General features: G+C 61.0%; 19 protein-coding genes, 4 tRNA genes and 1 pseudogene. 15 read left to right on the top strand and 9 right to left on the bottom strand.

All coding sequences use genetic code 11. The annotated features are described in order from the left end of the window. Positions 1–3 precede the first annotated feature (3 nt). Both B348_RS0120410 and thiO read left to right on the top strand, forming a co-directional pair. Complete coding sequence (locus tag B348_RS0120410) at positions 4–405, top strand: type IV pilin protein (protein ID WP_017737916.1); 402 nt, start codon at positions 4–6, stop codon at positions 403–405. 62 nt (positions 406–467) lie between these two features. Then, a complete protein-coding gene (gene thiO, locus B348_RS0120415) occupies positions 468–1577 on the top strand; it encodes a glycine oxidase ThiO (protein WP_017737917.1) in 1110 nt (369 codons plus the stop codon). Here thiO and B348_RS0120420 read toward each other — a convergent pair. Together B348_RS0120420 and B348_RS0120425 are read right to left on the bottom strand one after the other, a co-directional pair. After that, entirely contained in the window at positions 1564–1797 is a 234-nt protein-coding gene (locus tag B348_RS0120420) for a PP0621 family protein (RefSeq protein WP_017737918.1), read from the bottom strand. The genes thiO and B348_RS0120420 overlap by 14 nt on opposite strands. A gap of 126 nt (positions 1798–1923) precedes the next feature. Then, entirely contained in the window at positions 1924–2949 is a 1026-nt protein-coding gene (locus tag B348_RS0120425; RefSeq protein WP_017737919.1) for an outer membrane protein assembly factor BamD, read from the bottom strand. A gap of 149 nt (positions 2950–3098) precedes the next feature. Here B348_RS0120425 and rluD point away from each other — a divergent pair, with 149 nt between their 5' ends. The 9 genes from rluD (at position 3099) to B348_RS0120470 (ending at position 10024) form a co-directional block, all read left to right on the top strand. Then, positions 3099–4061 (top strand): 23S rRNA pseudouridine(1911/1915/1917) synthase RluD, encoded by a 963-nt coding sequence (rluD, locus tag B348_RS0120430; RefSeq protein WP_017737920.1) that lies wholly within the window; start codon positions 3099–3101, stop codon positions 4059–4061. Beyond that, complete coding sequence (gene pgeF / locus B348_RS0120435) at positions 4058–4783, top strand: peptidoglycan editing factor PgeF (protein WP_017737921.1); 726 nt, start codon at positions 4058–4060, stop codon at positions 4781–4783. Before rluD ends, pgeF begins: the two co-directional genes overlap by 4 nt. A 130-nt stretch (positions 4784–4913) precedes the next feature. Continuing rightward, positions 4914–7478, top strand: coding sequence for an ATP-dependent chaperone ClpB (clpB, locus tag B348_RS0120440; RefSeq protein ID WP_017737922.1), 2565 nt, complete (start codon positions 4914–4916; stop codon positions 7476–7478). Positions 7479–7780: 302 nt separating this feature from the next. Continuing rightward, positions 7781–7856: transfer RNA gene (locus B348_RS0120445), tRNA-Asn, on the top strand. Between the two features lie 9 nt (positions 7857–7865). Next, a tRNA-Pro gene (locus B348_RS0120450) sits at positions 7866–7942 on the top strand. A gap of 5 nt (positions 7943–7947) precedes the next feature. Beyond that, positions 7948–8023, top strand: a tRNA-Lys gene (locus B348_RS0120455). Positions 8024–8117: 94 nt separating this feature from the next. Further along, positions 8118–8194: transfer RNA gene (locus tag B348_RS0120460), tRNA-Pro, on the top strand. A gap of 167 nt (positions 8195–8361) precedes the next feature. Continuing rightward, positions 8362–9105: a cysteine hydrolase family protein gene (locus B348_RS0120465; protein WP_017737923.1), complete on the top strand. Its 744-nt coding sequence runs from the start codon at positions 8362–8364 to the stop codon at positions 9103–9105. Between the two features lie 31 nt (positions 9106–9136). Beyond that, on the top strand, positions 9137–10024 hold the full coding sequence (locus B348_RS0120470; protein WP_026136936.1) for a LysR family transcriptional regulator: 888 nt from the start codon (positions 9137–9139) through the stop codon (positions 10022–10024). A gap of 51 nt (positions 10025–10075) precedes the next feature. Here the strand turns inward: B348_RS0120470 and B348_RS0120475 are convergent, their stop codons facing one another. Genes B348_RS0120475 through B348_RS0120485 form a run of 3 tightly spaced genes read right to left on the bottom strand, consistent with a single transcriptional unit; the run spans position 10076 to position 12292 of the window. After that, positions 10076–11374 (bottom strand): NAD(P)/FAD-dependent oxidoreductase, encoded by a 1299-nt coding sequence (locus B348_RS0120475; RefSeq protein ID WP_017737925.1) that lies wholly within the window; start codon positions 11372–11374, stop codon positions 10076–10078. 60 nt (positions 11375–11434) lie between these two features. Beyond that, positions 11435–11608 (bottom strand): DUF3094 family protein, encoded by a 174-nt coding sequence (locus tag B348_RS01000000130170; protein ID WP_017737926.1) that lies wholly within the window; start codon positions 11606–11608, stop codon positions 11435–11437. Between the two features lie 54 nt (positions 11609–11662). Beyond that, the gene (locus B348_RS0120485) at positions 11663–12292 is read right to left on the bottom strand and encodes a DUF1780 domain-containing protein (RefSeq protein WP_016971624.1); all 630 of its coding nucleotides are present in this window, start codon (positions 12290–12292) and stop codon (positions 11663–11665) included. Between the two features lie 98 nt (positions 12293–12390). On the opposite strand from B348_RS0120485, the gene B348_RS0120490 reads away from it, so the two are divergent. Together B348_RS0120490 and B348_RS0120495 are read left to right on the top strand one after the other, a co-directional pair. Further along, positions 12391–13080 (top strand): energy-coupling factor ABC transporter permease, encoded by a 690-nt coding sequence (locus tag B348_RS0120490; protein WP_026136937.1) that lies wholly within the window; start codon positions 12391–12393, stop codon positions 13078–13080. Between the two features lie 65 nt (positions 13081–13145). Continuing rightward, positions 13146–13361 carry a hypothetical protein gene (locus B348_RS0120495; protein WP_003171680.1) on the top strand — a complete coding sequence of 72 codons (216 nt, stop codon included), beginning with the start codon at positions 13146–13148 and terminating at the stop codon, positions 13359–13361. On the opposite strand, the gene yacG is transcribed toward B348_RS0120495, so the two are convergent. The 4 genes from yacG to B348_RS0120515 are packed head-to-tail and all read right to left on the bottom strand — an operon-like array spanning position 13358 to position 16246. Then, positions 13358–13558, bottom strand: coding sequence for a DNA gyrase inhibitor YacG (gene yacG / locus B348_RS0120500; protein WP_017737928.1), 201 nt, complete (start codon positions 13556–13558; stop codon positions 13358–13360). The two genes, B348_RS0120495 and yacG, sit on opposite strands and share 4 nt — an antisense overlap. Then, on the bottom strand, positions 13555–14178 hold the full coding sequence (coaE, locus tag B348_RS0120505; protein WP_017737929.1) for a dephospho-CoA kinase: 624 nt from the start codon (positions 14176–14178) through the stop codon (positions 13555–13557). The genes yacG and coaE overlap by 4 nt, the downstream gene beginning before the upstream one ends. Beyond that, entirely contained in the window at positions 14175–15041 is an 867-nt protein-coding gene (locus B348_RS0120510; protein ID WP_017737930.1) for an A24 family peptidase, read from the bottom strand. The genes coaE and B348_RS0120510 overlap by 4 nt, the downstream gene beginning before the upstream one ends. Continuing rightward, complete coding sequence (locus tag B348_RS0120515) at positions 15038–16246, bottom strand: type II secretion system F family protein (protein WP_017737931.1); 1209 nt, start codon at positions 16244–16246, stop codon at positions 15038–15040. The genes B348_RS0120510 and B348_RS0120515 overlap by 4 nt, the downstream gene beginning before the upstream one ends. Before the next feature lie 202 nt (positions 16247–16448). On the opposite strand from B348_RS0120515, the gene B348_RS0120520 reads away from it, so the two are divergent. Then, positions 16449–16862, top strand: a complete 414-nt coding sequence (locus tag B348_RS0120520; protein ID WP_026136938.1) for a pilin — start codon at positions 16449–16451, stop codon at positions 16860–16862. Positions 16863–16897: 35 nt separating this feature from the next. Beyond that, a pseudogene (locus B348_RS01000000130175) lies at positions 16898–18303 on the top strand (O-antigen ligase family protein). Positions 18304–18305: the final 2 nt, after the last annotated feature.

Genomic DNA, 18305 nt, shown 5'->3' on the forward strand with positions numbered 1-18305 from the left:
GGGATGGACAAGGACAGCCGGGGTTTTACCCTGATCGAGTTACTGGTGGCCGTGGCAATCATTGGAGTGCTGGCCGGGGTCGCCTACCCCAGCTATACCGGCCAGGTAAAAAAGGTCTATCGCGGGCAAATTGTCGCGCTGTTGACCGAGCAGGCGCAGTACCTGGAGCGCTTTTATGCGCGCAATGGCAGTTTTATTGACGCCAGCGGCGTCAGTACGGGCAATGATCGCTATAGAATCACCGCTGTATTGAACCCTCAGGATTTCCGCCTGCTGGCCACGCCCATTGCTGACTCGGTGATGGCCGGTGACCCTTGCGGCGGCTTTAGCCTGACCAGCACCGGCGCGCGGGCCAACCCTGGCGCAGCACCGGACATGTCACGCACGCTGTGCTGGGGGCAATGATGACAGTGCTGGATGATTGGGCGCCGGGTGCGCTTGTCCCTATTTATCGGCTGGATCGAATAATGACTAAGCAACAGCGAGTGGTGGTGGTCGGCGGTGGCGTAATCGGCTTGTTGACGGCGTTCAACCTGGCAACCCAGGGGCAGGCGGTGGTGCTGCTGGAGCGTGCCGGCGTGGGTCAGGAGTCTTCCTGGGCTGGCGGCGGGATTGTTTCGCCGTTGTACCCGTGGCGCTACAGCCCGGCGGTTACGGCGCTGGCCCATTGGTCGCAGGATTTCTATCCACAGCTGGCCGAGCGTCTGTTTGCCGCCACGGGCGTTGACCCTGAGGTTCACACCACTGGCTTGTACTGGCTCGACCTGGAAGACGAGGCCGAAGCGCTGGCCTGGGCGGCACGGGAAGGCCGCCCGTTGAGCAAGGTGGATGTTTCGGCCGCCCATGATGCGGTGCCAGTGCTGGGCGGCGGTTATTCCCAGGCGATCTTCATGGCCAATGTCGCCAATGTGCGCAACCCCCGGCTGGTCAAGTCTCTCAAGGCGGCGCTGTTGGCGTTGCCGGGTGTGACCTTGCATGAACAATGCGAGGTGACCGGGTTCGTACAGGACGCCGGCAATGTCGTGGGGGTGAACACCACGGGTGGCCCGATCCTTGGCGATCAGGTGGTGTTGGCGGCGGGGGCGTGGAGCGGTGAGTTGCTTGGCACGCTGGGCTTGTCGCTGCCGGTGGAACCGGTCAAAGGCCAGATGATCTTGTACAAGTGTGCCGCGGATTTCCTGTCGAGCATGGTCCTGGCCAAGGGGCGTTATGCGATCCCGCGACGTGATGGACATATCTTGATTGGCAGCACCCTGGAACATGAGGGCTTCGACAAGACGCCGACCGACATTGCGCTGGAAAGCTTGAAGGCGTCGGCGATCGAGCTGATTCCGGCCTTGGCCGAGGCCGAGGTGGTCGGGCATTGGGCGGGCTTGCGTCCGGGGTCGCCGGAAGGCATTCCGTATATCGGCCAGGTGCCGGGGTTCAGTGGCTTGTGGCTCAACTGCGGGCATTACCGCAATGGCCTGGTGCTTGCGCCGGCGTCCTGCCAGTTGTTTGTCGACTTGTTGCTGGGGCGTGCGCCGATCATCGATCCGGCGCCGTATGCCCCGCAAGGTCGAATCAACGCTGGATAGACTTCGGCCCTTGTTCCAGGTGGGGTTGGCTGCAATACCACGCCTGGCCTGAGCTCAGGGCGTGATTCTGCGGCAAATGCACACCGCAGTGGGCGCAGCGCACCATCAAGGCGGCGTCGGGTTCGGCGGAGCGCTGCTGTTTGGCAGCCGGGCTTTTGAATTTACGCCAGAACCATACTGCGGCGGCAATAATGGCAATCCAGAACAGTAGACGAACCATGGTGGGCAGCTTCTCGACGAGGAATGCGCCAGTTTAGCCAAGGACATGGCAGGCGCACAGCGCAATAATGCTTGCCCATAAAAAAGGGAGCCCCGAGGGGCTCCCTTTTTGCGTTGCGTCAACGGATCAGTCGAACACACCGAAGGTCATGTAGCTGAACCACGAGCGGTCCTGGTTGTTGCCCAGGGCTTGCGGGGCTTCTTCTTCGATCACGTCGCCGTTCTCGTCATGAGGCTTGAGCTCCGAAGGAATGGCTTCCTTGGCGTCCTGGAACTGCTTCATCACGTCCTGGTTGGCGCGGGTTTCGCCCGGCGGCAGCGGTGGACGGGACTCGATCAGGCCCAAGGTGTACTTGCTCAGCCACGAGCGGTTGTCCGCTTCGGCGACCTGAGGCACGAATTGACCGTCTTTCAGGCTTGGGTGATCAGGGTAGTTGAGCTTCAGGGTTTCCAGGCTGGTATTGGCCAGGTCGTCCAGGTGCAGGCGCTGGTAGGCCTCGGTCATCACGGCCAGGCCGTCACCCACGGATGGGGTTTCCTGGAAGTTTTCCACTACGTAGCGGCCACGGTTGGCGGCAGCGACATAGGCCTGACGGGTCAGGTAGTAGTGGGCGACGTGGATCTCGTAGGAGGCCAGCAGGTTGCGCAGGTAGATCATGCGCTGCTTGGCGTCCGGCGCGTAGCGGCTGTTCGGGTAGCGGCTGGTCAGCTGGGCGAACTCGTTGTAGGAGTCGCGGGCAGCGCCCGGGTCACGCTTGGTCATGTCCAGCGGCAGGAAGCGCGCCAGCAGGCCAACGTCCTGGTCAAACGAGGTCAGGCCCTTGAGGTAGTAGGCGTAGTCCACGTTCGGGTGTTGCGGGTGCAGGCGGATAAAACGCTCGGCAGCAGACTTGGCAGCTTCCGGCTCGGCGTTCTTGTAGTTGGCGTAGATCAGCTCAAGCTGCGCCTGGTCGGCGTAGCGGCCGAACGGATAACGCGACTCCAGTGCCTTCAGCTTGGCTGTGGCGCTGGTGTAGCTATTATTGTCCAAGTCTTTCTGAGCCAGCTGGTACAACTCGACTTCGCTCAGGTTTTCGTCGACGACGTCCTTTGTTGACGAGCAAGCAGCAGTCATGGCGAGGATGGCGATCAGCAGCAGGTGTTTCACTTGCATGGCGGCTTGCGTCCCTATGACGGCCGCTGTCTTGGGCGGGGCCGTCCTGTTATGATGAGCGCCCCGTTGAAAGCCTCGGGGCAAAAGACGCCGTATTTAACCACAAGCGCGCAGCCGAAACCAAAGGCTACGCCACGCCTAGTCTGAGCATGTCCGATAAAATTGAACTTCGCGCAGAGGTGCCGTCCGAATTGGGCGGCCAACGCCTCGATCAAGTCGCCGCACAATTATTCGCTGAGCACTCGCGCTCGCGCCTTTCCGCCTGGATCAAAGACGGCCGCCTGACTGTGGATGGAGCGGTTATCCGCCCGCGAGACATAGTTCATGGTGGTGCGATTCTTGAGCTGACTGCCGAGCAGGAAGCCCAGGGAGAATGGATCGCCCAGGACATTGAGCTGGACATCGTCTATGAAGACGACGACATCCTGGTCATCAACAAACCCGCAGGCCTGGTGGTTCACCCGGCAGCCGGGCACGCTGATGGCACCTTGCTCAATGCCCTGCTGCACCACGTGCCGGACATCGTCAATGTCCCGCGCTGCGGCATCGTGCACCGTCTGGACAAGGACACCACCGGCTTGATGGTGGTGGCCAAGACCATTCAGGCGCAGACGCAGTTGGTCACACAATTGCAGAGCCGCAGCGTCAGCCGGATCTACGAGTGCATCGTGATCGGTGTCGTGGTGGCCGGTGGCAAGATCAACGCGCCGATCGGTCGTCACGGCCAGCAGCGCCAGCGTATGGCGGTGATGGAAGGCGGCAAGCAGGCCGTCAGCCACTACCGTGTGCTGGAGCGTTTCCGTTCCCACACCCACGTGCGGGTCAAGCTGGAAACCGGTCGTACCCACCAGATTCGCGTGCACATGGCCCACATCAACTTCCCGTTGGTCGGAGATCCGGCCTACGGCGGCCGCTTCCGTATTCCGCCGGCGGCGAGTCAGACCATGGTCGAATCGCTGAAGTCGTTCCCGCGCCAGGCACTGCACGCACGTTTCCTGGAACTGGATCATCCGACGAGCGGTAAGCGCATGAGCTGGGAATCGCCTTTGCCAGACGACCTGGTCTGGTTGCTGTCGCTGCTCAAGCAGGATCGCGAGGCGTTTATCGGATGAGTGACTGGCTGATTCCTGACTGGCCCGCGCCGGCTCGGGTTAAAGCCTGTGTTACTACCCGTGCGGGCGGCGTCAGTCTGGCGCCGTTCGACAGCCTCAACCTGGGCGATCACGTCGAGGACAGCCTGGAGGCCGTCCTTGAGAATCGCCGTCGTCTGAGTGATGCCTTTGCTATCCAGCCGGCCTGGCTGCGTCAGGTTCATGGTGTGACCGTGGTCGAAGCTGATCCAGATCGCACCGCTGAAGCCGATGGCAGTTGGACCAGCACCCCAGGCATCGCTTGCACTTCAATGACTGCCGATTGCCTGCCCGCGTTGTTCTGCAACCGTGCGGGCACTCGCGTCGCCGCCGCCCATGCCGGTTGGCGTGGCCTGGCGGCGGGTGTGCTGGAAGCGGCTGTTGAAAGCCTGGATACGGAGCCCGGCGAGGTTCTGGTGTGGCTCGGCCCGGCCATTGGCCCGCAAGCCTTTGAAGTCGGCCCGGAAGTGCGGGAAGCCTTCATGCAGCAATTGCCGATCACCGCCGAAGCCTTCGTGCCCAGCCGCAATCCAGGCAAGTTCATGGCCGACATCTATCAGCTCGCGCACCTGCGCCTTGCTGCACGCGGCGTCACCGCTGTTTATGGTGGCGGTTTCTGTACCGTGACCGATCCGCGCTTCTTTTCTTACCGCCGCAGTCCTCGTACCGGTCGGTTTGCCTCCCTTGTCTGGCTTGAGCGCTAGACTCTTCTGACTTAGGTCAACTGCCCGACGCTTGAAACTCCCAGAATCCACCCCATCTATAAGGGTATCTGGCAGGTTTCTTCATTCAGGATGTTTTATATCTCCGGCCTGCTCAAAAGGAAGGTGACTAATGCGTATTGATCGTTTAACCAGCAAATTGCAGTTGGCATTATCTGACTCTCAATCCCTGGCGGTGGGCCTCGACCACCCGGCCATTGAGCCTGCGCACCTGATGCAGGCGCTCTTGGAGCAGCAAGGTGGTTCTATCAAACCCTTGCTGATGCAGGTGGGCTTCGACGTCAACAGCCTGCGCAAGGAGTTGAGCAAAGAGCTCGACCAACTGCCGAAAATCCAAAATCCGACCGGCGACGTGAACATGTCCCAGGACTTGGCGCGCCTGCTTAACCAAGCGGACCGCCTGGCCCAGCAAAAGGGCGACCAGTTCATCTCCAGCGAACTGGTGTTGCTCGCCGCCATGGACGAAAACAGCAAGCTCGGCAAGTTGTTGCTGGGCCAGGGCGTGAGCAAGAAAGCCCTGGAAAATGCCATCAACAACCTGCGTGGCGGCGACGCGGTGAACGACCCCAACCATGAGGAGTCGCGCCAGGCCCTGGATAAATACACCGTCGACCTGACCAAGCGCGCCGAAGACGGCAAGCTTGACCCGGTGATCGGGCGTGACGATGAAATCCGTCGCACCATCCAGGTGTTGCAACGTCGCACCAAGAACAACCCGGTGCTGATCGGTGAGCCTGGCGTGGGTAAAACCGCGATTGCCGAAGGTCTGGCCCAGCGCATCATCAACGGTGAAGTGCCGGACGGCCTGAAAGGCAAGCGCCTGCTGTCCCTGGACATGGGGGCGTTGATTGCCGGTGCCAAGTTCCGTGGCGAGTTCGAAGAGCGCCTGAAATCCCTGCTCAATGAACTGTCGAAGCAGGAAGGGCAGATCATTCTGTTTATCGACGAACTGCACACCATGGTCGGCGCCGGTAAAGGCGAAGGCTCCATGGATGCGGGCAACATGCTCAAGCCAGCATTGGCGCGGGGTGAGTTGCACTGCGTCGGTGCCACGACGCTCAACGAGTATCGCCAGTACATTGAAAAGGATGCGGCCCTTGAACGTCGCTTCCAGAAAGTGCTGGTGGAAGAGCCGAGCGAAGAGGACACCATTGCGATCCTGCGTGGCCTGAAAGAACGGTATGAGGTCCACCATAAGGTGGCGATCACTGACGGCGCGATCATTGCGGCGGCGAAATTGAGCCATCGCTATATCACCGATCGTCAGTTGCCTGACAAGGCCATCGACTTGATCGACGAAGCGGCCAGCCGCATTCGCATGGAGATCGACTCCAAGCCGGAAGTGCTCGACCGCCTGGATCGGCGCCTGATTCAGCTGAAAGTTGAATCCCAGGCCCTGAAGAAAGAAGAAGACGACGCGGCGAAGAAACGCCTGGAAAAACTCCAGGAAGAAATCGTCCGTCTGGAACGCGAGTATTCGGACCTGGAAGAAATCTGGACCTCGGAAAAAGCCGAAGTGCAGGGCTCTGCGCAGATCCAGCAAAAGATCGAGCAGTCCCGCCAGGAACTGGAAGCCGCACGCCGTAAAGGCGACCTGAACCGCATGGCCGAGTTGCAGTACGGGGTGATCCCCGACCTGGAACGCAGCCTGCAAATGGTCGACCAGCACGGCAAGGCCGAGAACCAGTTGCTGCGCAGCAAGGTGACCGAGGAAGAAATTGCCGAAGTCGTCTCGAAGTGGACCGGCATTCCGGTGTCGAAAATGCTCGAAGGCGAGCGCGACAAGCTGCTGAAGATGGAAAGCCTGTTGCACCAGCGTGTGATTGGCCAGGAAGAAGCCGTGGTGGCCGTGTCCAACGCGGTGCGGCGTTCGCGGGCCGGGTTGTCCGACCCGAACCGTCCGAGCGGCTCGTTTATGTTCCTCGGCCCGACCGGCGTGGGCAAGACCGAGCTGTGCAAGGCCTTGGCCGAGTTCCTCTTTGATACTGAAGAGGCCATGGTGCGGATCGATATGTCCGAATTCATGGAGAAACACTCGGTGGCTCGCTTGATCGGCGCACCACCAGGCTATGTGGGCTACGAGGAAGGTGGCTACCTGACCGAAGCCGTGCGGCGTAAGCCTTACTCGGTGATCCTGCTGGATGAGGTCGAGAAGGCTCACCCGGATGTGTTCAACGTGTTGCTGCAAGTGTTGGAAGATGGCCGGCTGACGGACAGCCACGGACGTACCGTGGACTTCCGCAACACGGTGATCGTGATGACCTCCAACCTGGGCTCGGCGCAGATCCAGGAGTTGGTCGGTGATCGTGAAGGCCAGCGTGCTGCGGTGATGGATGCGCTGACCAGCCACTTCCGCCCGGAATTTATCAACCGGGTCGATGAAGTGGTGATTTTCGAGCCTTTGGCACGGGATCAGATCGCAGGCATCACCGAGATCCAACTGGGTCGCCTGCGCAGCCGCCTGGCCGAGCGCGAGCTGGCCCTGGAGCTGAGCAGCGAGGCGTTGGACAAGCTGATCGCGGTTGGCTACGACCCGGTGTATGGCGCACGGCCTCTGAAACGTGCGATCCAGCGCTGGATCGAAAACCCGCTGGCGCAGCTGATCCTGTCGGGCAGCTTTATGCCTGGCACCAGCGTCGCGGCGACGGTGGAGAACGACGAAATCGTCTTCCATTGAGCCCAGTCACTGGCGCAATAAAAGGAGGCCCCGCATCGCGGGGCCTTTTTTTTCGATAGGGCGTTGAACTGTAAGGAAAAGGCTAGTAAAGTGCGCCCCGCAACAGCGTCAGCCCACGGGTTTCTTCTCCCCAAGAAGAAATCAGAAACAAGCGCAAATCATTGTCTTAAAAGCAATTTAAAGGGTTGACAGGGGTTTTTAAGATTGTAGAATAGCGCGCCTCAGACATGACAACGTAGCGATACGGAAGACTCGAAGAGAAGGTTACACCGCAGTAGAAGTTGTACTTTGAAATATGTAGTTCCGTGATAGCTCAGTCGGTAGAGCAAATGACTGTTAATCATTGGGTCCCAGGTTCGAGTCCTGGTCACGGAGCCAATTTCAAACCGGGGTATAGCGCAGTCCGGTAGCGCGCCTGCTTTGGGAGCAGGATGTCGGGAGTTCGAATCCCCCTACCCCGACCATTTTTGGGTCGTTAGCTCAGTTGGTAGAGCAGTTGGCTTTTAACCAATTGGTCGTAGGTTCGAATCCCACACGACCCACCATTTTTGAAACCAGTTAACGCTGGGATCAGATCTTAAGATCAGAGGCCAAAAGCACTGATCGAAGAAGGCGACTGAAAGGTCGCCTTTTTTTTACCGGGGTATAGCGCAGTCCGGTAGCGCGCCTGCTTTGGGAGCAGGATGTCAGGAGTTCGAATCCCCTTACCCCGACCATATTAAAAATCCTCGTATCGAAAGATACGGGGATTTTTTTTGCATTTTTTTCAGCGACACTTGTGCAAATTCCAAACAGATATTGTGCTGATTGGTGCGTTGGTGCGGCGAGCTTGTCCTCCTAGACTGGGCCACGTCAGTCAATCAACCCAACAGGAATTCGCACCATGACCCTTACCGTTCCTTTCCTTGCTGTTCAGCCAACCCGCTCATTGCCTGCGCTGGTCAAGTCCACGCTTGTGGGCTTGGGCATGCTGATGGGCCTTGGTCAATTTGCCACCGCCGCCGAAACCGCTGCAAACCCCCACCCGACCATTCGCGCCATGTCGGGCGCCGAAGCCATCGGTCGTCTGGACCCGAAAACCACCGCCTTGCTGGTGATCGACTTCCAGAATGAATACTTCACCGGGCGCATGCCGATCCCCGATGGCATGAAAGCCCTGGAAAACACCCAGCGCCTGATCAAGTTTGCCGACAAGGAACATATCCAGGTCATCCACGTGCAGCACATCGCCCCAGCCGGCGCCGCCGTATTTGCCACCGATGGCAAGACCGTCGACTTCCACCCGCTGATGAAGCCGCGCTCTCAAGACAAGCTCGTGCAGAAAACCTCCGTCAGCGTGTTTGCCAGCACCGACCTGGATGCGCAGTTGAAGAAAGCTGGCGTCAAGACCCTGATCATCAGCGGCCTGATGACCCACGCCTGTGTCGCCGGCGCCGCCCGTGACGCCGCGCCGTTGGGTTATGACGTTGTGGTAGCATCCGATGCCACCGCCACTCGGGCGATTACCCGTGTCGATGGCCGTTCGGTGAGCAAGGACGAGCTGCACAACTCGGCGCTGGCTGAGATCGAAGACACGTTCGGCTCGGTGCTGAGCGCGTCGCAGATCATTGCCTTGCCGGTGAACTGACTCTCCCGACCAGCCAGGGATCGCCTGCTTCATGAACCAGCTATCCGCCATGCGCGCCTTTCGGTGCATCGTTGAGGCCAAGGGCTTTTCTGCCGCCGCAGAACGCCTGGGCACCACGCATTCGACGATTTCCCGGCAGTTGCAACAGCTGGAAATTGAACTGGGCGCCCAACTGATCAACCGCAATACCCGGCGTTTCAGCCTGACCTCGGCCGGGGAGCAATACTACGCCGCCTGCGTCGATATCCTCGATCGCATCGAGGCGGCTTCCCAGGCCATCGCCCAGGGCCACCAGCGCCCGGAAGGCTTGCTCAGGGTCAGTGTGCCGCTGGTGGTGGGCACGCTGGACTTGCCGCACTGGCTGCCGGGCTTTCAGCGGCGTTACCCCGATATCGAGCTTGAGCTGCATTGCGACGATCAATTTGTCGACCTGGTCGCCGCTGGGTTCGACGTGGCGATACGCATCGCCAGCGCGTTGGTGGACACCACCTTGATGGCGCGCACATTGACAGTCTCCAGGCAGGTGCTGGTAGCGTCGCCGGGCTATATCGGTCGGCATGGCTTGCCCCGTTCGGCTCAGGAACTCGAAAAACATCGCTTGCTGACGTTTATCGGGGCTTCGTCGGATTGGCAGCTGAGTGCGGCGCGCGGGGGCTCGGTCAACGTCACCCCGGCCGGGCGGTTCAGGAGCAATACCATCAGTGCGCTGCACGCGGCGACATTGGCGGGGGCGGGCATTGCGTGTTTCACCCAGGCCACGGTGCGTAATGAGTTGGCGCAGGGCCTGCTTGTGCCGATCCTGCCCAACTATTCATTGGGCGAGCGCCATTACTACGCCCTCTATCCGCAGTCCCGGCACCTGGCGCCGAAGGTGCGGGCGTTTGTCGACCATATGGCGGAGTTTTATTCGGCCCAATAAAAAATCCCCCTATCGTTTGATAGGGGGATTTTTTTGTGGCTGCGGCGTCGATCAGTGCAGCTTGAGCCTTGGCTCAGTCCCGCGCCCGATCTTGCTGCCGAGCATCAGCATCGCCGTGCGGAAAAAGCCGTACAGGGCCATCTGGTGCATGCGGTACAGCGACACATAGAACATCCGCGCCAGCCAGCCTTCCAGCATCACGCTGCCGGTCAGGTTGCCCATCAGGTTACCCACCGCCGAGAACCGCGACAGCGAGATCAACGAGCCGTAGTCGGTGTATTTGTAGCTCGGCAGGTCCTTGCCTTCGATGCGCAGCTTGAGCGACTTGGCCAACAGCGAAGCCTGCTGGTGAGCGGCCTGGGCGCGTGGCGGCACGTTGCGGTCGGTGCCCGGTTGCGGGCAGGCGGCGCAGTCGCCGAAGGCGAAGATGTTCTCGTCACGGGTGGTTTGCAGCGTCGGCAACACCTGCAATTGGTTGATGCGGTTGGTTTCCAGGCCATCGATGTCCTTGAGGAAACCCGGTGCGCGAATCCCCGCCGCCCACACCTTCAAGCTGGCGGGAATCACCTGGCCGCTGCTGGTGATCAGCGCGTCGGCCGTCACTTCGCTGACCGCCGAGTTTGTCAGCACGGTCACACCGAGCTTCTCCAGGGTTTTATGCACAGGCCCGCCAATCCGCTCCGGCAGGGCAGGCAATACCCGTGGGCCGGCTTCGATCAGGGTGATGTGCATGTTTTCCGGCTTGATGCGGTCCAGGCCATAGGCCGCCAGTTCATGGGCGGCGTTATGCAGCTCGGCGGCCAATTCGACGCCCGTGGCACCGGCGCCGACGATGGCGACGCTGATCTGCTCGACCGCATCGGTTTGCCCGGCATGGGCGCGCAGATAGTGGTTGAGCAACTGCTGGTGGAAGCGCTCGGCCTGCTTGCGGGTGTCGAGGAACAGGCAGTGCTGCGCCGCGCCCTCGGTGCCGAAGTCGTTGGTGGTGCTGCCGACGGCGATCACCAGGCTGTCATAACCCAGCACGCGCGCAGGTACCAGCTCGCGGCCTTCTTCGTCGAGGGTGGCGGCCAGCTGGATTTTCTTCTGTTCACGATCCAACCCGCTCATGCGTCCCAGCTGGAACTCGAAGTGGTTCCATTTGGCTTGGGCAACATAATTGAGTTCGTCTTCCGAAGAGTTCAGCGAGCCGGCAGCGACTTCGTGCAGCAAGGGCTTCCAGATATGGGTCAGGTTGGCGTCCACCAGCGTGATGCTGGCGGTGCCGCGCTTGCCCAGAGTCTTACCCAGGCGGGTAGCCAACTCCAGGCCGCCGGCGCCGCCGCCGACGATAATAATACGATGGGTCATGGGGATATCTCGCAAGGCTAAAAGAAATCGGAGCAGTTACCCCCGCGAGCGCCAGGCAGCTCATAGCGTCAGGTAACTCAAAAGGCGGCTCAGCAGACCGAGGCCGATCACCACAACCAGCACCACACCGAGGAGCAGCCAAGGCCGGAAAGGCTTGCGCTCGACTCGGTTTTGGGAAAGTTGCAGGTACTCATCGACATGCTGTTGGTCATCGGGGTTCAGGCGGCTGGTCATAAAGGCCTCGTCAGGTAGACGTTGCAAAAGGGCGCCACGTTACAGTCCGGGGGCTCACAGGCTGATACCCACGTCGAACACTATGCTGCGGCCCAGGTTGTTGCGCAAGAAATCCGGTGCGTCGGGGTGGGCAAACAGCACGCGGGCAAAGGTCGGCCCCACCAGTGACAGCGAGCGCCAGCCCTGGCGCAGGTATTCCGTCGGCGGCGGGAAGTGGCTGTTGAGGTCGAGTACTTCACGCTTGAGACTGGTGAAGGCGATGAGGTCCAGCTCACCCAGTTCTATCCCGCGTTCTTTATAGTTGTGCGCCTTCTTGCGCAGCGTCGGCGCCAGGCGCAGCAAAAACTCATGGGCGGGGATGCGTCGCGGCTTGGCTTCGCGCCGCACTAACTGGCTGAGGGAGAAGGCGCTGCGTCGGCGCAGCAACTCGTCGCGCCATTCGTCGTTCAGTCGCCGGCCCTCGTCCAGGACAAAAAACACCTCGAAACTGGCATCGCGAAACAGTACGTCCGGCGGTTCTTGCCCGGCGGCGTGAAACTCTTCGGCCCGGTAGGGCACGTTCAAGCCTTGCAGCAGGCGCTGGCAGACCCAACGCTCACGCTCCCATTTGCGGGCATTGGACAAGAACGCATTGGCTTGTTCGGCCGCTACGGTGAGCAGGCGCAAGTAATCTGAGTCATCCATGCTTGCAGCTTAGCGTCCAAATGATGACCGCAGGAAGTCCCGCTGCAAAAGGTCGGTGTAGACTGCTCACTCGATTGTTATTCAAGTTGGGGGCCGTCGTGATCAGTGCTGCAGTGCTCGCACCACAAACCCTGGGTCTCGGCTGGTTGCTGTTTGTGCCCGTGGTGCTGTGGGCGATTCTGCGCTCACCCTGGGTCGAGGTGTTTGCCGACCGACGGCGCCAGCATTTGCTGTTCGGCACCGTGTTCGCGCTGTTTATGTTGTGGCTGGGGCGGCGGGATTTTGATACCGGGGTCTCCTACCATTTTATCGGCATGACCGCCGTGACCCTGTTGCTGGATTGGCCTCTGGCAATCGTCGGCGGTTTTGCCGCCCAGCTTGGTTTGATGGTGTTGGGGCGTCAGGACCTGGCGGCGCTCGGCGTTAACGGCCTGCTGCTGATCGTGCTGCCGGTGCTGGTCACCGAAACCTGCGCGCTGTTGGTGGAGCGCGCGCAACCACGCAATCCCTTTGTGTATATCTTCTGCTCGGGCTTTTTCGCCGCCGCGCTGTCGGCCTTGCTCTGCCTGTTGCTGGGGCTGGGCCTGCTGTGGTTCGACGGGCGCTTCGCCATGCCGGAATGGCTGGAAGACTTCGTCGGCTACCTGTGGCTGATCATCTTTCCCGAAGCCTTTATCAACGGCATGGTCATCAGCGCGTTGGTGGTGTTCTGCCCGGAATGGCTGGAGACCTTCAACCGCACCCGCTACCTCTCGGCACCCTGGAACGACGACGATTCGCCGCGTTGATCCAGATCAAATCCCGCGCCCACGCGCAGGCCCATGCTCTGCCAAATTTTCCAGGAGCACGGATCATGAGTGTGTACGAGTGGGCACGGCAGGAGTTGCGCAGAAGTCAGGACGCGGCACAGGAAATCGGCTTTGACCCAGGCTTGACCCTGCGCGCCATGCTCAGCGCGGTGGTGCAGCAGAGCAAGGGCGTGCGCAGTTTCGAAGACCTGGCCGACGAGCTGCAATACCTTGCAGAGAACCTCGACGACCAGCAGGAATACGCCTTTATGCGGCCTTAGTGGCGCGGCGTCAGGTCTTCGGAAAACAGCTCATCCTCGGCATCCGGGGCCACGGGGATCTTGTGTTCTTCAGCGGCCCAGGCACCCAGGTCGATGAGTTTGCAACGGTCCGAGCAGAACGGCCGGTTGAGGTTGGTCGCTGTCCATTCCACGGGGGCGCCGCAGGTTGGGCAATCGACGGTCAAGGGTTGGCTCATGATCGGCCTCCACGCAAAGTAAGGTAAAAGTGGTGCAGTCGCTCGACCTCGCTGTGCAGCCAGGTGAGGTCCTTGTCATTGACCAGCACATCATCGGCATGTTTCAGGCGCTCTTCGCGGCTGGACTGCGCCTTGAGGATCGCCTGCACCTGCTGTTCGCTGATGCCATCGCGCTGCAGGGTACGCTGAATCTGCACGGATTGCGGCACGTCGATCACCAGGATGCGCTGGGTCATGCTGTGCTGGCCGGACTCGATCAGCAACGGCGACACCAGGATCGCGTAGGGCGACTGCGCGCGCGCCAGGTGGCTGCGAATCTCTTCGCCGATCAACGGGTGCAGCAAGGCTTCCAGCCAGCGCCGCTGTTCGGGGACTTCAAAGATCAGCTTGCGCAACGCGGCGCGGTCCAGTTGGCCGTCAGGTTGCAGCACGCCCGCGCCAAAGTGCTCGGCGATACGCGCCAGTGCCGGCCGGCCGGGTTCGACGACCCAGCGGGCGGCGTGATCGGCGTCCACCAGGTCGATACCCAGGTCGATAAAGTGCTGGGCCGCCGCGCTTTTGCCGCTGCCGATGCCGCCGGTGAGGCCAAGAATCCAGGGTGTTGCAACAGAAGTGGTCATCTGAAACCGACAGACTGCAAATAGAAGTCGGTTATTTGACCACCCCAGAGCAATGCAATCCAGCCGGCAATTGCCAGATAGGGGCCGAACGGCATGGGCGCCGACGCCTGGGTCTTGCGCAGGCGCATCAGGATCAGCCCGCCCATCACCCCGAGCAGCGATGACATCAGCAAGGTCATCGGCAGGATTTGCCAGCCGCCCCAGGCGCCGAGCAGGGCCAGCAACTTGAAGTCGCCATGGCCCATGCCGTCCTTGCCGGTGGCCAGCTTGAACAGCCAGAACACCGACCACAGGCTCATGTAGCCGACCACTGCGCCCCATACCGCATCGGCCAGCGTCACCTGCACGTCGAAGCTGTTGAGGATCAGCCCCAGCCACAACAGCGGCAGCACCAGTACATCCGGCAACAGTTGGTGATCGGCATCGATCAGGCTCATCGCCAGCAGTCCCCAACTCAGCAGCAGGATCGCTGCCGCTTGCCAGCCAACACCGAAATGCCAGACGACCACCGCTGAAATCAGCGCACAGGCCAGTTCGGTGAAGGGGTAGCGCGCACTGATCGGCCCACGGCAGTGGGCGCAGCGCCCCCGGAGCATCAGGTAGCTGAGCACGGGGATATTTTCCCAGGGGCGAATCGGCTGGCTGCAATGGGGGCAGCAGGAGTTGGGAAACATCAGGTTGTAGGTCGGCCCGGCGGGGTCGCTCGGCAGGCCGAGGACTTCCTGGGCCTGGGCGCGCCATTCACGTTCGAGCATTTTCGGCAGGCGCCACACCAGCACGTTGAGAAAGCTGCCGACGATCAGGCCCAGCACCAGTGCCATGCCGACAAAAAGCCAGGGTTGTTCACTCAGCAGCAGGCTCAAAATGCGCTCCCCAATTGAAACACCGGCAAATACATCGCAATCACCAGTCCCCCGACAATGCTCCCCAGCACGACCATGATCAGCGGCTCCATCAAACTTGTGAGTCTATCCACCAGGCTGTCTACGTCAGCCTCATAGTGGCTGGCGACCTTTTCCAGCATGCGGTCCAGCGTACCGGACTCTTCGCCGATGATCGTCATCTGGATCGCCATGCGGGGAAACAGGCCGCTGCCGGTCATGGCTTGATTCAACTGAATCCCGCTGGCGACATCATGGCGCATGCGCTCGATGGCCCGCCTGAATGGCCCGTTGCCGACTGCGCCAGCCACTGAGTCCAGGGCCTGCACCAGGGGAACGCCTGCGCTAAACGTAGTCGAGAGTGTGCGAGCGTAGCGGGCCACGGCGGATTTTTTCATCAATGTGCCTGCCAGGGGCGCTTTCAATAAAGCGGCTTGCAACCCGTGGCGAAACCCCGGGGACACACGATAAGCCTGGCGCAACGCGGCAATCGACCCACCCAGGCAAGCTGCGACAATCCACCAGGCACGTTGCAGGAATTCGGACAGGGCAATAACCCCCAGGGTAAAACCGGGCAATTCGCCATCGACGCCGGCGAACAGGCTCTGGAATTGCGGCACCACATGCATCAGCAGCAGCGTACAGACCACGCTGGCGACCACCAGCACCGCCGCGGGATAGGTCATGGCCTTCTTGACCCGCGCCTTGAGTTGCTGGGTTTTCTCCAGGTGTATCGCAACGCGTTCCAGCAGTGCTTCCAGGGCGCCGGCTTGTTCGCCGGCCGCAATCAGGTTGCAGTACAACTCATCGAAATAGCGTGGCTGTTTACGCAGCGCGGTTGCCAGGTTGGTGCCGGCGGCGATCTCTTGTTTCAACCCATTTACCAGTGCTTGCATGGGCGGGTTTTCGAAGCCTTCACTGACAATATCGAGGGCTTGCAGCAGAGGGATTCCCGCTTTCAACAGTGTGGCCAACTGGCGGGTGAAGAGGACGATATCCAGCGCTTTGATCGGTGCTGTGAGGCTCGGCAAGACACTGGCGCGCTTGCGCACACGCCCAGGGCAAATTCCTTGCTGGCGCAGCTGCGCCTTGATCAGTGCGGGGTTGTGGCCTGCGGTTTGCCCGCACACCCTGCGCCCTTTGCGGTTGGTGCCTTCCCAGGCGTAGATCGTTGAAGCGTTGTCCATGTCACGGTTCCGCATGCGGGGAGTGGAAGATTTATAGCTTAGTCAGGTGACGGATTCGGACGGATTGGCCGCGCGCGATAAAATGTCAGAATGTGCGTCTTGCAGGCGCTTGCCCCGTTGCGGATGAGTACACTGGCGCCGCTGCACACTACGGGGCGCAGGACGCGCCTTGTCATGGGTTCTATTCTGGAGAGTGAATGTGATACGTCAGAAAGGCTTTACCTTGATCGAGTTGCTGATCGTCGTGGCAATCATCGGCATCTTGGCCACCATCGGCTTGCCGATGTATACCACGCACCAGGCCAAGGCCAAGTTCACGGCAGGGCTGGCTGAAATCACGGCGTTGAAGGCCGGTTACGAGGACGTTTTCAACCAAGGCACAGTGCCCACCGTGGCCTTGATCGGTGGCACCACCCCGACCGCCAACTGCAAGATCGACGTGGCAGGGGATGTGGCCACGGGCGTCGGTTCCATCAGCTGCGAAATCCTCGACGCGCCGGCGCCGGTGCTGGGCAAGACCATCACCTTGACCCGCGACGCGACCAAGGGCTGGAAGTGTGTGACCAGCGCCGAAGAAAAATACGTCGCCAAGGGCTGCGGCGCCAACGGCGCGTAACGACCCAACCATCCACACGGACGTAGAGGTGGCTGATGGCGTTTTCCATCCAGCAGCGCGGTAATGTGTTCCTGGTGTTGGCGGTGTGCCTGCTGGTGCTGGGGGTTTGTGCCCCTTTCAGTGGGCACGACCTGCAACGCACGCTACAGATTGCCCTGGCACTGGGCGCGCTGCTGTATGGGCTGGCGGCCCCCAACACGGCGTGGGTGGACCGGCCCACCGCGTTCGGCCTGGGGCTGGTGATCGCCCTGGGCCTGCTGTCTTCGGCCCTGGCCCACCGGCCGCTCTGGGCATTCACCGAGGTGGCGTTGCTGGTCAGTTGTGGCGTGATTGCGCTGGCGTTCGCCATGCTTCGCCGGCATGGCGGCGAGCCGCTGGATCGCGTCCTGTTGCTGGTTGTCATGCTGTTGTGCCTGATCAAGGCGAGCCAATACCTGCATGCGGTGATGCTGGCATTTACCAGTGGCCAGCGCGTGCTGGACCTCGATCTGTTGCTGTCGGGCTTCTCCAACAAGCGTTTCTACGGTCAATTCCAGACCTTCACCCTGCCATTGCTGGCGCTGCCCCTGCTGATGCCCAAGCTCCCGCGTTCCTTGCGCGTTGCTGTGTTTGCCCTGCTGTCGGTGTGGTGGTTGATCGCCATCAGCGGGGGCACGCGGGGCACATGGCTCGGCATGGGCGCGGCGGGTGTCTTGCTGGGGTGTTGGGGCCGTTCGGGCGACGTTGGTTGGCCTGGCAATTGGCCGCGGTGAGCCTTGGCCTGTTGCTGTACGGGCTGTTGTTCTCGGTACTGGCGGTCTATTTGGGCATCGAAACCTCAAGCGGTGCCAGCGATCGCCTTACCACTTCACTGTCGGGGCGTGCCGAGATCTGGTGGCAGGCCTGGCATATGATCGTCGAGCGCCCGTGGCTGGGTTTCGGGCCGATGCAGTTTGCCGACATCCCCAACGACGTGGCGACCCATCCTCATCAGGCGATCCTGCAATGGGCCTGTGAGTGGGGCGTGCCTTCGACGATTTGCGTCGTCGCATTGGTCTGGCGCGGCGGTTGGGCCACAGTCAGCTTGTTGCGTGAGCGGGCGTTGTCGGCGCAGCGTTCGGACTTGCTGCGCCTGTGCCTGTTTGCCGCGTTGGTCGGCGCACTGACGCAGTCCATGGTCGATGGCGTGATCGTGATGCCCGTTTCGCAGCTGTGGTTGGCGTTGGTGGTGGGTTGGCTGATGGCGCTGCACATCTGGGCGGTGGCGCCAACGGCCTTGCCGGTACCGGTCAGTCACCTGTGGAAACTGTTGAGTGTGTTGGCCGTTGGTCTGCTGATCGTTGTTGCCGTTCGTGATGTGCCTCACATCACACAGGCCCAGCAACGTTATGTCGGCGACACCCACAAGCGCCTCCAGCCGCGCTTCTGGGCCCAGGGGGTGATTGCGCTGCCAGGGTCGTGAGT

It is taken from the genome of Pseudomonas sp. CBZ-4 (assembly GCF_000346755.1).
Lineage (GTDB): Bacteria > Pseudomonadota > Gammaproteobacteria > Pseudomonadales > Pseudomonadaceae > Aquipseudomonas.

Bases quoted from the DNA above. Each gene is read 5' to 3' on its own strand.
- B348_RS0120470 (WP_026136936.1), top strand. From the start codon at position 9,137: ATGAACCAGCTATCCGCCATGCGCGCCTTTCGGTGCATCGTTGAGGCC.
- clpB (WP_017737922.1), top strand. From the start codon at position 4,914: ATGCGTATTGATCGTTTAACCAGCAAATTGCAGTTGGCATTATCTGAC.
- coaE (WP_017737929.1), bottom strand. From the start codon at position 14,178: ATGACCACTTCTGTTGCAACACCCTGGATTCTTGGCCTCACCGGCGGC.
- B348_RS01000000130170 (WP_017737926.1), bottom strand. From the start codon at position 11,608: ATGACCAGCCGCCTGAACCCCGATGACCAACAGCATGTCGATGAGTAC.
- B348_RS0120495 (WP_003171680.1), top strand. From the start codon at position 13,146: ATGAGTGTGTACGAGTGGGCACGGCAGGAGTTGCGCAGAAGTCAGGAC.
- rluD (WP_017737920.1), top strand. From the start codon at position 3,099: ATGTCCGATAAAATTGAACTTCGCGCAGAGGTGCCGTCCGAATTGGGC.
- thiO (WP_017737917.1), top strand. From the start codon at position 468: ATGACTAAGCAACAGCGAGTGGTGGTGGTCGGCGGTGGCGTAATCGGC.
- B348_RS0120515 (WP_017737931.1), bottom strand. From the start codon at position 16,246: ATGGACAACGCTTCAACGATCTACGCCTGGGAAGGCACCAACCGCAAA.
- pgeF (WP_017737921.1), top strand. From the start codon at position 4,058: ATGAGTGACTGGCTGATTCCTGACTGGCCCGCGCCGGCTCGGGTTAAA.
- B348_RS0120485 (WP_016971624.1), bottom strand. From the start codon at position 12,292: ATGGATGACTCAGATTACTTGCGCCTGCTCACCGTAGCGGCCGAACAA.
- B348_RS0120425 (WP_017737919.1), bottom strand. From the start codon at position 2,949: ATGCAAGTGAAACACCTGCTGCTGATCGCCATCCTCGCCATGACTGCT.
- B348_RS0120420 (WP_017737918.1), bottom strand. From the start codon at position 1,797: ATGGTTCGTCTACTGTTCTGGATTGCCATTATTGCCGCCGCAGTATGG.
- B348_RS0120465 (WP_017737923.1), top strand. From the start codon at position 8,362: ATGACCCTTACCGTTCCTTTCCTTGCTGTTCAGCCAACCCGCTCATTG.
- yacG (WP_017737928.1), bottom strand. From the start codon at position 13,558: ATGAGCCAACCCTTGACCGTCGATTGCCCAACCTGCGGCGCCCCCGTG.
- B348_RS0120475 (WP_017737925.1), bottom strand. From the start codon at position 11,374: ATGACCCATCGTATTATTATCGTCGGCGGCGGCGCCGGCGGCCTGGAG.
- B348_RS0120410 (WP_017737916.1), top strand. From the start codon at position 4: ATGGACAAGGACAGCCGGGGTTTTACCCTGATCGAGTTACTGGTGGCC.